The sequence below is a fragment of the Luteimonas sp. 22616 genome, from assembly GCF_052044325.1.
Lineage (GTDB): Bacteria > Pseudomonadota > Gammaproteobacteria > Xanthomonadales > Xanthomonadaceae > Luteimonas.
The window spans coordinates 2337415-2350532 of record NZ_JBQEMW010000001.1 but is presented as its reverse complement, the minus strand read 5'-3'; the positions used below and the strand labels follow the sequence as shown (position 1 = coordinate 2350532).

Genomic DNA, 13118 nt, shown 5'->3' with positions numbered 1-13118 from the left:
CCCCACCCAACCCTCCCCTCGAAGGGGAGGGCTTAGACCCCGGCTCCGGAATGAATCGATGAGTGCCCGAGACAGCGACATCCTGATCATCGGCGGCGGCCACAACGGCCTGGTCTGCGCGGCCTATCTCGCCGGCGCGGGACTGAAGGTGTGCGTGCTGGAACGGCGCGGCATCGTCGGCGGTGCGGCGGTGACCGAGGAATTCCACCCCGGCTTCCGCAACTCCAGCGCGAGCTACACCGTTAGCCTGCTCAACCCGAAAGTCATCGCCGACCTGCGCCTGGCCGAGCACGGCCTGCGCGTGGCCGAGCGGCCGTACGCGAATTTCCTGCCGCTGCCCGACGGCCGCGCCTTCCGCCTCGGCGGCGAACGCACGCCGGCCGAGATCGCGCGCTGGTCGGTGCGCGATGCCGCGCGCCTGCCGGCCTACTACGCGATGCTCGACCGCGTGGTCGCGGTGCTGCGCGAACTGATGGTGCGCACGCCGCCGAACGTCAGCGACCGCTTCGTGCTCGCCGACTGGCTGGCGTCGCTGTCGGTGGCGAAGCACCTGAAGCACCTGGACATGCGCGGCCGTCGCGACCTGCTCGACCTGTTCACCAAGTCCGCCGGCGAGATGCTTGACCAGTGGTTCGAGTCCGAGCCGTTGAAGGCCGTGCTCGGCTGGGATTCGGTGGTGGGCAACTTCGCCAGTCCGTACACGCCCGGCAGCGCCTACGTGCTGCTGCACCACGTGTTCGGCGAGGTCAATGGCAAGTCCGGCGTGTGGGGCCATGCGATCGGCGGCATGGGGGCGATCACCGAAGCGATGGCGAAGGAGTGCGCGGCGCGCGGCGTGGTGGTCGAGACCGATGCCGAGGTGGTGCAGGTGCTGGTCGCGCAAGGCAAGGCCACCGGCGTGCTGCTCGCCGACGGCCGCGAGATCCGCGCGCGCGCCGTGGTATCCAACCTCAACCCCAAGCTGCTGTACACGAAACTGGTCGAGCCGGGCGTGCTCGACGACGACACCGCGCAGCGGATCGAACGCTACCGCTGCGGCTCGGGCACGTTTCGGATGAACGTGGCGCTGTCGGAACTGCCCGACTTCAACGCCGCGCGTGGCACGCAGCTGCAGCCGCACCACCAGAGCGGGATCCTGATCGGGCCGTCGCTGCGCTACTTCGAGCAGGCCTACTTCGATGCCAAATCGAAGGAACACAATCCGGGCTGGGCGCGGGCGCCGATCGTGGAACTGGTGATCTCGTCGACGCTCGACGACACCTTGGTCGACAGCCGGCTCGCGCCGCCCGGTGCGCACGTGGCCAGCCTGTTCTGCCAGCACGTGCATCCGGATGTCGACGGCGGCTGGGACGCGCATCGCGACACGGTGGCGAACCTGATGATCGACACCGTCGACGTGTACGCGCCGAACTTCCGCGCCAGCGTGCTGGGCTACAAGGCGCTGACGCCGCTGGACCTGGAGCGCACGTTCGGGCTGGTGGGGGGCGACATCTTCCATGGCTCGCTGGGGCTCGACCAGCTGTTCAGCGCGCGCCCATTGCTGGGGCAGGGCAACTACCGCGGCGCGCTGGGCAACCTGTACCTGTGCGGCTCCGGCACGCATCCGGGCGGCGGGGTCACCGGCTTGCCCGGCCGCAATGCGGCCCGCGAGATCCTGCGCGACCTCAAGCGCGGCCCGCGGCCGTAGTTGGGCCCAACGGATTGTGTGGGAGCGGCCATGGCCGCGATGGACGCCCTCGCGCAGCGATCGCAGCGGTGGCCGCTCCCGCAATTCACGGCCGCCGCCGGATCTGACGACCGGCCGGCGCACCCGAAGCGGGGGATTCCTGAACCCGCCAGTCCTCTTTTGCACTGCAGCGTGCAATGCCACTAACGAATCCTTCACGATCAATCCGCACCCGACGTGGGGGAGGGAGCAAAAGCCCGAAGCGGTTCGCCGCTCCGGGCTTTTTTTATGGCCGATGCCACAATCGCGGCGTGAACGACGCCGCCTTCCCTCCGACGACTCCCGAGACCCCCGCCATCGCACGGGCGCTGGCCCGCTTTACGCCCGAGGTCCTAACCAGCCCGGGGCTGCGCGCGAAGCTCGCCCGGGTCGCGGTCGCCAGCGACTTCGCCATCGCGGTGCTGGCACGCCAGCCCGACCTACTGGCGCGGCTGGCCGCCGACGATGGCGCCGATCCGCCGCTGCTACCGCCGCTCACCGTCGACAACCGCGGCGACTGGCCGGCGCTGCTGCGCCGCCATCGCGCTGCCGGCTCGGCGCGCCTGGTCTGGCGCGACGTGCACGGGCTCGACGATGTCGACGCCACCCTGGCCGGCAGCACCGCGCTGGCCGAACAGTGCCTGCAGGTGGCGCTGGCCGCGCTGGAGAACGACTTCGCCGCGCGCCACGGCGTGGTCCGCGACCGCGACGGCAAGGTGCAGCGGCTGGTGGTGTTCGGCCTCGGCAAGCTCGGCGGCGGCGAGCTCAACTTCAGTTCCGACATCGACCTGGTCTACGCCTACGCCAACGATGGTGAAAGCGATGGCCCGCGTCCGCTCGCGGCCGAGGCGTACTTCGCGCGGCTTGGGCAACAGCTGGCGAAACTGCTCGACGAAGTAACGGCGGACGGCTTCTGCCACCGCGTCGACCTGCGGCTGCGGCCGTTCGGCAATGCCGGCCGCGTCGCGCTGTCATTCGCGGCGATGGAACAGTACTTCCAGCGCGAGGGCCGCGACTGGGAGCGCTACGCGTGGCAGAAGGCGCGCCCGGTGGCCGGCGACATCGAAGCCGGCGAAGCATTCCTGAAGACACTGCGGCCGTTCGTCTACCGGCGTTACCTTGATTTCGGCGCGCTCGACGGGCTACGCGCGATGAAGGCGGCGATCGCGGCCGAGGTCGCGCGCAAGGACCTGGCCGACGACATCAAGCGCGGGCCGGGCGGGATCCGCGAGATCGAATTCCTCGCCCAGGCGTTGCAGCTGATCCATGGCGGCCGCGACGCCGTCCTGCGTGGCCGCAGCCTGCTGCGCGCGCTGCACGCATTGTGCGAGGCGCACCATCTGTCCATCGAAAGCCGCGACGCGCTGGTGGCCGGCTATCGCCACCTGCGGCGGCTCGAGAACCGGCTGCAGATGCTGCGCGACGCGCAGACCCATGTGCTGCCGGACGACGTGGACGATCGTTCGCGCATCGCCGCAGGTCTTGGATACACCGACTGGCTGGCGCTGCGCGCGGAACTCGACGTAGTGCGCGCGCAGGTGGCGAACGAGTTCGACGCGCTGCTGGCGCCGCGCCGACGCAAGCCCGATGCCGGCGCACTGGCCGGCTACTGGCAGGCGCTGCCCGAAGGCGGCGACGCGTCGGCCCTGGCCGATGCCGGCTACGTCGACCCCGCGGCGGCGGACGCCGCGCTGCGCGATTTCGTGCGCACGCCCGGCGTGCGCGACCTGTCCGACGACGCCCGCGCGCGCCTGGACCGCGTGGTGCCGGTGCTGGTGCAGGCCGCGGGCAGCGCGATCGATTCGCAGCTGGTGCTGCGGCGCCTGCTGGCGCTGCTGCACAACATCCTGCGCCGCGCGAGCTATCTCGCCCTGCTCGACGAACAGCCGGCGGCGCTGTCGCGGCTGGTCGACGCGGTGGTGCGCAGCGCGTTCCTCGCCGAACGCCTGGCCTCGCTGCCGCTGCTGCTCGACGAACTGCTCGACGCGCGCGTCGCCGGACCGCTGCCCGAGCGCGACGCGTTCGCGCCGCAGTGCGCGCAGGCACTGGCCCACGACGACACCGAGGCCGCGCTGATGGTGCTCAACGAGACCCGCCAGGCGCTGAGCTTCCGCATCGCCCTGGCCACGCTCGACGGCCGCCAGCACGCACGCGACAGCGCGCGCCAGCTGGCGTGGCTGGCCGATGCGGTGCTGGGCGTGGTGCTGCAGCTGGCGCTGCGCGAGATGCGTCGCGCCCACGGCGACGTCCCGGGCGCGCGCTTCGGCATCGTCGGCTACGGCAGCCTCGGCGGCGAGGAGCTGGGCTTCGGCTCCGACCTCGACCTGGTGTTCCTGTACGACGCGCCGCGCATGGACGCAGGCGAGGACGTGCAATCCAACGGCGCGCGCCCGCTGGACGCGCCGCGCTGGTTCGCGCGGCTGGCGCAGAAGATCGTCGCCCTGCTCGGCACCGTCACCGCCGCCGGGCGCCTGTACGACATCGACGTGCGCCTGCGCCCCGACGGCGGCAAGGGTCTGCTGGTGTCGACGCTGTCGAGCTACGACGACTACCAGCACCACCGCGCCTGGACCTGGGAACACCAGGCGCTGGTGCGCGCGCGTTTCGTCGCCGGCGATGACACGCTGGGCGATGCGTGGCGCGTGATCCGCGACGACACGCTGGGCCGCCCGCGCGGCGCCGCGGCGCTGCGCGAGGACGTCGACGCGATGCGCCGGCGCATGCGCGCCGAGCTCGACCGCAGCGATGACGCCGGCTTCGACCTCAAGCAGGGCGAGGGCGGGCTGGTCGATCTCGAATTCCTGCTGCAGTACCTGGTGCTGCGCGACGCCGCGCAGGCGCCGTCGCTGCTGCAACCGCGCGACACGCCGGGGCTGATCGATGCCTGCATGGCGACGGGCGCGTTCGACGACGACACCGAGGTGGCGCTGCGCGACGCCCACGGCGTCCTGCTCGCCGCCGGGCTGGACTGCACGCTCGACCGTCGTCGCCGCTGGGTGGTGGAGAACGATGCCGTCAGCGCCGCCCGCGCAGCCGTGCGCGCGGGCGTCCGTGGCGCAGGCCTGGTGTTCGACGAGCGCCGCGCCGCGCCGCGCGAGGATACGCAGGAGATGCATCGCCTGCGTGACGCGACCTGAAGCGGGCTGTTCCGCCTGCGCGATGCGACCTGGAGCGAGCTGTTCCGCCTCGACTCGCGCGAATCAGTCCTCCTCTCGTGTGCGGGGTTCGCGCAGATCCCGCCCACCTCCCGCCTGCGGAAGCGCGCGCGATTCCATTCCTCCCCCGTTGCGGAGGCCCGCACGAATCCAGCCCTTCTCCCGCAAGCGGGAGAAGGGCTGCTTCAGGCAAGCCGCACGGCATCCGACAAGCAGGAGCAGGACGCAGGCGGGGTGCTTGCGGCGCGGCGATGCCTTGCCGATCTGGGCGCCGCCCTCCCGCGCGTTGGCGTATAACCAGCGACACAATTCCCGCAGCGAGCGCCCCCATGCGCCAGGCCCTGCCGGTCATCGCCTGTCTTGCCCTGCTTGTCATCGGCTGCGATCGCGTCGCGGTCACCGCCGATGGCGTCACTGCGCAGGCCGCCAGTGCAAGGCAAGCGGGCGCGCGCGAAGCCGATGCACCGCACGCGGACGCGTCCGATGCCGTCATCGGGCGCGGTGATGTGGCCGGTCGCCGCCGCATGGCTGTCGGCGGACATTCGAAAGAGATCGCTGGCGCGAGTGCCGCCGCCAGACCCCACGTCACCGGCGGCCCGCTGCCGGCGCTGCGGGTGCCGGCGCAACCGTTCGTCAAGACCGAGTACGCGCGCTTCGACCAACCCTGGGCGATGACCTTCCTGCCCGACGGCCGGCTGCTGGTCACCGAGAAGCCTGGTCGCCTGCGCCTGTTCGACCCGGCCAGCCGGCAGATGGGCGAGATCGTCGGCGTGCCGGCGGTGGACTACGGCGGGCAGGGCGGCTTTGGCGACGTGGTGCTGCACCCGCAGTTCGCCAGCAACCACGTGGTGTACCTGAGCTATGCGGAAGCGGGCGACGGCGACACCCGCGGCGCCGCGGTGGCGCGTGCGACGCTGACCCTCGACGCCGGCACGGGCGGCAGCCTGTCCAACCTGCAGGTGGTCTGGCGCCAGGTGCCCAAGGTCAACGGCACGGCGCACTACAGCCACCGCATCGCGTTCGACCGCGCCGGCAAGCTGTGGATCAGCTCCGGCGAACGCCAGCAGGCCACGCCGGCGCAGGACATGCAGTCGAACCTGGGCAAGATCGTGCGGCTCAACGCCGACGGCAGCGTGCCGGCGGACAATCCCTTCGTCGCGCAGGGCGGCATCGCCGCGCAGGTCTGGACGCTCGGCCATCGCAACGTGCTGGGGCTGGCGTTCGACGCAGCCGGGCGCCTGTGGGAGCACGAGATGGGGCCGATGGGCGGCGACGAACTCAACCTGGTCGAGCGCGGCTCCAACTACGGCTGGCCGATCGTGTCGAACGGCGACAACTACGACGGCACCCCGATCCCCGACCACGACACCCGGCCGGACTTCAACGCGCCCGAAGCGTGGTGGACGCCGGTGATCGCGCCGTCGGGCTTCGTCATCTATTCGGGATCGATGTTCCCGTACTTCCGCGGCCACGGCTTCATCGGCGGCCTCGCCTCGCAGGCGCTGGTGCGGATCCAGTTCGACGGCGTGCGGGCGCGCGAAGCGGCGCGCTACGACATGGGCCAGCGCATCCGCGAAGTGGAGCAGGGGCCGGACGGCGCGATCTGGCTGCTGGAGGACGGTGCCGGCGCGCGCCTGCTCAAGCTGACGCCTGCCCTGTAGGAGCGCCCCATGGGCGCGATCTGGCTGCGGCGACATTGCGGGGCGCGATGGAGCATCGCCCGCCTGCCGCGCCCACGGGGGCGTTCCTACAGGCGGCTTTTGATCTCGGCGGCGACGCGCGCGGTTTCGCGCAGGAGTTCGACGTCGAACGGCGCCAGCGTGGCGTCCAGCGCGCGGATGCGGCCGCCGGCCAGCAGCGCGTCGAGGAAACGGCGCGGGCGCCCGTGCACGCGGTCGGGTTCGAACACGAACACCGGCGCGGGCGTGGCGCAGGCTTCGGACACCATGTTCACCGAGTCCGGCGTGCAGACGATGCGGTCGGCCCAGGCCAGCAGGCCGGGGTAGGGATTGGGGCCGTCGGCCTCGTCGCACCAGGCGAGGCCGGCGACGCCGTGATAGCGGTCGCGCAGCGCCTGGCGCACATCCGCCGGCGTGCGGCGCGATGCGGTGGCGAGCACGCTGCCGCCGTCTCGGGCCAGCGCGGCGTCGAGTTGCGAGGCCAGCGCCTCGAACGCGGCGAGATCGAAGCGCGCGTGCGCGCTGCCGCCGCCGACCAGCAGCGCGGTGCGTGGCCGCGGCAGGGTTTCGAGCGCGGCGAACTGCGCGCGCGCGTGCGCCAGCCAAGCGTCGTCGACCGGATGCAGGCTGCCGAGGGTGGTGATGACGTTGGCGCCGGACAGGCCGTCGTGCATCGGTGCCACCACGATGTCCCAGTGCGCCGGGTCGATGCGCGGGTCGAGGACCTGCACGGCCTTGGCGCCGCGCGCCCGCAGCAGGCGGGTGGCCAGCGCCGCCTGGCGGCCGCAGCCGACGGCGATACGCGGCGGTGCGGCGAGCAGGCGGGCGAAGTCGTCGCCGAAGGCGCCGGCGCTGCCGGGCAGGCGGCGCGGCGCCAGCCAGCGCCAGGGCGCGCGCGGCGACAGCGTGCAGCTGCCGGGTTCACCTTCTTCGGCCAGGGTGGCGGCCAGTGCACCGGCCTGCCGGGCGTTGCCGGCGCGGCCGTCGCTGATGGCGCACAGTTGTGTGTAATCGATCAAATATCGACCTATTGTTCTGAATTGGCGCGCGATACGTTCCGGCGATAGGGCTGTCGCATCCCCCCCGGAACTCTACACTGCTGCCCTCGACGCACGATCCGTGCCCGTTTTTTGTCATCAAACCCGCAAGATCCCGCCCGCAAGGAGCCCCATGACCGCTGCCCTGTCCGACGCCGCCCTCGACCAGCTGTTCCGCACCGCCCGCACCTACAACGCCTTCAGCGGCGAGGTCAGCGACGAGACCCTGCACCAGCTCTACGACCTGCTGAAGTGGGCCCCGACCAGCGCCAACATGTCGCCGGCCCGCTTCGTGTTCGTGAAGTCGAAGGCCGCCAAGGCCCGGCTCGAGCCGGCGCTGTCGGAAGGCAACCACGACAAGACCATGGGCGCGCCGGTCACGGTGATCGTCGGCTTCGACGAGGACTTCCACGAAAAGCTGCCCTACCTGTTCCCGCACACCGACGCCAAGGCGTGGTTCGACGGCCCGCGCGACGGCCGCCGCGAGGCCGCGTTCCGCAACGGCAGCCTGCAGGGCGCCTACCTGATCCTGGCCGCGCGCGCGCTGGGCCTGGACACCGGGCCGATGTCCGGTTTCGACAACGCCATGGTCGACGACGCCTTCTTCAAGGGCACGGCGATCAAATCCAACTTCCTTGTCAACCTCGGCCAGGGCGACCCGGCCAGCATCTTCGGCCGTTCGCCGCGGCTGGGCTTCGACGAAGCCGCGCGGATCGAGTGAGCACGACCACCATTCCACCCCATTCCCAGGCCCGGAAACGGGCCTGCACCAGGAGATCCCCATGAAGCGCCTCGTTCTTGCCGCCACCCTCTCGCTGTTCGCCGCCTCCGCCTTCGCCGCGCCGTTGAGCTACAAGCTCGACCCCAACCACACCGACGTGATCGCGCAGTGGAACCACTTCGGCTTCTCCAATCCGTCGCTGCATTTCGGCCAGGCCGACGGCACGCTGGTCTATGACGCCGACGATGTGTCGGCCTCGAGCGTGCAGGTGACGCTGCCGCTGTCCGGCCTCAATTCCTTCGTGCCCGACTTCGACGAACACCTGAAGAGCGCCGATTTCTTCGACGCCGCCAAGTTCCCGGCCGCGACCTTCAAGAGCACCCGGGTCGAAGCCGCGGGCGAAGGCAAGCTGAAGGTGACCGGCGACCTCACCATCAAGGACATCACCAAGCCGGTGGTGCTGGACGTGACCCTGAACAAGGCCGCCGACCATCCGATGGCCAAGCGCCCGGCGATCGGCTTCGATGCCAGCGCGACCATCAAGCGCAGCGACTTCAACCTGGCGATGTACGTGCCCAACGTCAGCGACGAGGTGAAGCTGCGCATCACCACCGAGGCGATGGTGCCCAAGGCCGGCGCCGCGGAGTAAGCGCGCCCGCGCCACCCAGTCGCCGCCGCGCCCGCAACGGCGCGGCGGTTTCGTTTCCACCTTCCACCCGAGGACAACCCCGATGCAGGTCCTGCGCGCCGCCGCCGACCGCGGCCAGGTCAAAACCGGCTGGCTCGACAGCCGCCATACGTTTTCGTTCGGCCATTTCCACGATCCGTCGTGGATGGGCTGGGGTCCGCTGCGGGTGATCAACGAGGACCGGGTCGCGCCGGGCGCGGGCTTCCCGCCGCACGGCCACGCCAACATGGAGATCCTGAGCTACGTGCTCGACGGCGCGCTCGCGCACCGCGACGACAACGGCGGCGAAGGCGTGCTGCGCGCCGGCGAACTGCAGTGGATGAGCGCCGGCCACGGCATCGAGCACAGCGAGTTCAATGCGTCGAAGGACGCGCCGGTGCATTTCCTGCAGATCTGGATCCAGCCCGACCGCGTCAACCCGCCGCCCGCGCACGCGCAGAAAAGCTTCGATCCGCAGGCCCGCCGCGGCCGCTGGGCGACGCTGGCCTCGCCCGACGGCGTCGATGGCAGCCTCGCCATCCGCCAGCAGGCCTGGCTGCACGGCGTGCGCCTGGGCGAGGGCGAGAGCGCGGCGTTCACGCTGCAGCCGGGGCGGAGGTACTGGCTGCACCTGGCGCAGGGCGCAGCCGAAGTCGACGGCCGGGCGCTGGTGGCGGGCGATGCCATTGGTTACTCGGGTGAGGCGGGCGAACTGCATGTCGAGGGCGTCGCGGGCGAAGTGGTTGCCGACGTGCTGCTGTTCGACCTGCCGGCCTGAGGCTCTTGATCCTTGCTTCTTTCACGGATCCGGCCGCGGAGATCCGAAATGATGATTAACGGCGAAAGTCAGAAGCTTTCGCCTTCGGCGACTTCATTTCTTTTGATAAGCGTCAAAAGAAACGAAGCAAAGAAAAACGCTTCCCCGTACAGGGCTAACCGGGCGATTCATTGACGCGGGGATTTTTCTAAGGGGCATCCTGCCCCGTAGAAAAACGCCGCACGTCCTGTGCGGCGCCCTCCGGGTCTGCCGGCATTGGTTGGGCGGTTGGATCTTCAGAAGCAAGAGCGCAGGCACAGGCACAGGAGTTTGGCAGCCGGGCACGATTGCGCCGATTGACCCTGGGTTTCGCCCCTGCCAGGCCGAAAAGCGGGGGAAATGGGCCGGGCTGGCTCCGCCTTGATAAACTGCGCGCTTCCCGCATTCCGGCCTTCTTTCGCCATGACCGCAGCCAACGCCACGCCCGCGCAAGCCAACGCCCAGAAGCGCTATGAGGTGCATCGCGCCGACCTGCCGCTGAGCTGCCCGCTGCCGTCGATGGGGCTGTGGAACTCGCATCCGCGCGTCTACCTGCCGATCGAGAACGAGGGCGGCGAATCCGATTGCCCGTACTGCGGCGCGCACTTCGTCCTCGTCGACTGAGGCCGGCCGCGACCGTCGTCCCGGCCGGCCCGGACATGCCACGCGCGCTGACCGTCGTGCAGCTGCTGCCGGCGCTGGAGTCCGGTGGCGTCGAACGTTCCACCCTCGAGATCGCCGATGCGCTGGTGCACGCCGGGCATCGCGCGATCGTCGTGTCCGCCGGCGGGCGGCTGGTGCCGCAGCTGCTGGCCAGCGACGCCGAGCACTTCGAACTTGATATCGGCCGCAAGTCGCTGGCCACCCTGCACACCGTGCGCCCGCTGCGTGAGCTGCTGGCGCGCGAGCGCGTCGACATCGTGCACGCGCGTTCGCGGCTGCCGGCATGGATCGGCTGGCGCGCGCTGCGTGGGATGCCGGGCGCGCAGCGGCCCCGCTTCATGACCACCGTGCATGGGCTCAATTCGCCCTCGCGCTACAGCGCGGTGATGACCCGCGGCGAGCGCGTGGTCTGCGTGTCGGAGACGGTGCGCGACTACGTGCTGCAGCACTATCCGCGGACCGATGCGACGAAGCTGCGGGTGATTCCGCGCGGGATCGATCCCGCGGCGTTCCCGCCCGCACCATGGCCGGATCGCGCCGCGCGCGCCGGCGTGGCCGCGGAGCATCCGCAGCTCGATGGCGACGGCCCGCTGCTGCTGCTGCCCGGCCGCGGCACGCGCCTGAAGGGCCATGCCGATGCGCTGGCGCTGCTCGCGCGGCTGCGCGGCGATGGACTTGATGCGCGGCTGTGGATGCCCGGTGCGCGCGAACCCACGCGCACCGACTACATCGCCGAACTGGAGGCGCAGGCCGGCGTGCTCGGCATTGCCGATGCGCTGGCGATCACGCCGCCGACGGCCGCCATCGCCAACGCCTACGCCGCCAGCGACCTGGTCCTGCAACTGTCGCGCAAGCCCGAAGCCTTCGGCCGTACCGTGATCGAGGCGCTGTCGATCGGGCGCCCGGTGCTGGGCTGGGCACACGGCGGCGCCGGCGAGCTGCTGCGCGAACTGCAGCCGGCCGGCGCCGTTGCGCCGTTCGATGCCGCCGCGCTGCACGCCGGCGCGCGCGCGCTGCTGGACGATGCCACTGCGCGAAACGATACCCTTCGGGCTACGATGCCGGCCTTGGTCGCACGCTATTCGCTGCAGGCCATGCAGCAGTCCACGCTCGCCGTCTACCAAGAACTGGCTCATGACCCATCCGACCGCCGCTGACGCCATTGGCATCGTCCCCGCCGCGCCGCGCAGCGGCTGGCGCTGGGCGCCTTACTGGGTGCTGGCCTTCGTCGCGCTGTGGCCAGCGCCGGGCATCGCCGAAGGCGTGCTGGTGCTCGGCGCACTGGCGGCGATCATCAAGCTGCTGGTCACCCGCTTCCGTGGCGGCACCGAATTGCTCAGCGGCCCGGCCTGGGCGCTGACCAGCGCGCTGTTCTTCGCCTACTGGCTGCCGCAACTGCTCTCGGCGTTCGATGCCGTCGACACCCGGCACGCGTTCTACAAGGCGGCCACCGCGCTGCGTTACCTGCCGTTCCTGTGGCTGGTCGCCTCCGCGGTCGCCGACAGGCGCGGCCGGCGCATCACCTTCGGTGGCCTGGCGGTCATCGCCGGCATCTGGACCCTGGACGCGCTGCTGCAGGCGCTGTCCGGCACCAGCCCGCTGTTCTGGGGGCTGGATGCGCTCAAGCAGCTGATCGAACACAAGCCGATGTGCAGCGCGGAGGAGATCGCGGTGGTCGACCGCCTGAGCGGCGTCCTCGGGCCCTGCAACCTCAAGCTGGGCATCGTGCTGGCCAGCTTGTCGCCGTTCGTGCTGTACGTCGCCGGGCGCCGCTTCGGCAGCGTGGGCTGGATCGTCGCGGCGGCGCTGGTCGGGGTGGTGATCCTGCTCGGCGGCGCGCGCGCCTCCTGGGTCACCTACGCGCTGGTGCTGGTGTTCTCCGGCTGGCGCCTGCTGGGCTGGAAGAAGCTGGCCGGCGTGTTCGTCTTTGGCGGCGCGTTGTTGCTGGCATTGACGCTGACCGTGCCGCAGGTGCGCGACCGCGTCGAACGCACGGCGCAGGCGTTGGCCGCCGACGAGACCGGGCTGGACGACGCGCTGTCCGGGCGCGGCCGGATCTGGGGGGCCGCGCTATGCATGGCGCGCGAACATCCGGTCAATGGCGTTGGCGCGCGCAGCTTCCGCGAGGCGTTCCCGGCTTGCGACCCGGAACCGGACGAGATTCCGGCCTGGGGCTCGGGCCCGGCCTTCCACGCGCACCAGATCGTGCTGGAAATCCTGAGCGAAACCGGCCTGCTTGGCCTGCTGCTGTGGCTATCCGGCGCAGCATTGGCGTGGCGCGCATGGCGTTACGCGGATGACGGCGCACGCGACCGGGCGCGTCCGGCGATGCTGGCGCTGGGGGTCACGGTGTTCCCGTTCAACACGCACCTGGCGTTCTATTCGACGTTCTGGGGCGGGCTGACGCTGCTGCTGGTGGCGTTGTTCGCGGGCAGCCTGCTGGCGCGGCGGGAGCTGGTGCAGGGCGAAGTCGCCGCGACGGAATGATTCGCCCGCAGCCCTTCCCCCGCTTGCGGGAGAAGAGGCTGTCCCCGCGAGGGGGTGGCGCGAAGCGCCGGATGAGGGGGCAAGCGAGCTGCTTCTGCCGCGCCAAGATCAAAAGCTTTCGCGCCGTGACGGCGCGAGCCACCTTTCTTTGCTTGTGCAAAGAAACCTGGCGCAAAGAAAGCACACCCCGCCTGCGCGCCCGATGCTG

General features: G+C 70.8%; 10 protein-coding genes. 9 read left to right on the top strand and 1 reads right to left on the bottom strand.

The window, feature by feature from the left end; genetic code table 11:
- Positions 1-58: 58 nt before the first annotated feature.
- From ACTJIL_RS10840 to ACTJIL_RS10830, 3 genes are all read left to right on the top strand, one after another.
- Entirely contained in the window at positions 59-1687 is a 1629-nt protein-coding gene (locus ACTJIL_RS10840) for a phytoene desaturase family protein (protein ID WP_440755519.1), read from the top strand.
- Between the two features lie 176 nt (positions 1688-1863).
- Positions 1864-4842: a bifunctional [glutamate--ammonia ligase]-adenylyl-L-tyrosine phosphorylase/[glutamate--ammonia-ligase] adenylyltransferase gene (glnE, locus tag ACTJIL_RS10835; protein WP_440755518.1), complete on the top strand. Its 2979-nt coding sequence runs from the start codon at positions 1864-1866 to the stop codon at positions 4840-4842.
- A gap of 524 nt (positions 4843-5366) precedes the next feature.
- On the top strand, positions 5367-6521 hold the full coding sequence (locus tag ACTJIL_RS10830) for a PQQ-dependent sugar dehydrogenase (protein ID WP_440755905.1): 1155 nt from the start codon (positions 5367-5369) through the stop codon (positions 6519-6521).
- Between the two features lie 86 nt (positions 6522-6607).
- Here ACTJIL_RS10830 and ACTJIL_RS10825 read toward each other — a convergent pair whose 3' ends face one another.
- Entirely contained in the window at positions 6608-7558 is a 951-nt protein-coding gene (locus ACTJIL_RS10825) for a mitochondrial fission ELM1 family protein (protein WP_440755517.1), read from the bottom strand.
- Between the two features lie 151 nt (positions 7559-7709).
- Between ACTJIL_RS10825 and ACTJIL_RS10820 the strand changes: the two genes are divergently transcribed.
- From ACTJIL_RS10820 to ACTJIL_RS10795, 6 genes are all read left to right on the top strand, one after another.
- Positions 7710-8297, top strand: coding sequence for a malonic semialdehyde reductase (locus ACTJIL_RS10820; RefSeq protein WP_440755516.1), 588 nt, complete (start codon positions 7710-7712; stop codon positions 8295-8297).
- Positions 8298-8358: 61 nt separating this feature from the next.
- The gene (locus ACTJIL_RS10815; protein WP_440755515.1) at positions 8359-8946 is read left to right on the top strand and encodes a YceI family protein; all 588 of its coding nucleotides are present in this window, start codon (positions 8359-8361) and stop codon (positions 8944-8946) included.
- Between the two features lie 82 nt (positions 8947-9028).
- The gene (locus ACTJIL_RS10810) at positions 9029-9742 is read left to right on the top strand and encodes a pirin family protein (RefSeq protein WP_440755514.1); all 714 of its coding nucleotides are present in this window, start codon (positions 9029-9031) and stop codon (positions 9740-9742) included.
- A gap of 441 nt (positions 9743-10183) precedes the next feature.
- Positions 10184-10384 (top strand): zinc-finger domain-containing protein, encoded by a 201-nt coding sequence (locus ACTJIL_RS10805; protein WP_440755513.1) that lies wholly within the window; start codon positions 10184-10186, stop codon positions 10382-10384.
- Positions 10385-10419: 35 nt separating this feature from the next.
- Entirely contained in the window at positions 10420-11580 is a 1161-nt protein-coding gene (locus ACTJIL_RS10800) for a glycosyltransferase (protein WP_440755512.1), read from the top strand.
- Positions 11558-12910: an O-antigen ligase family protein gene (locus ACTJIL_RS10795; protein WP_440755511.1), complete on the top strand. Its 1353-nt coding sequence runs from the start codon at positions 11558-11560 to the stop codon at positions 12908-12910. The genes ACTJIL_RS10800 and ACTJIL_RS10795 overlap by 23 nt, the downstream gene beginning before the upstream one ends.
- Positions 12911-13118: the final 208 nt, after the last annotated feature.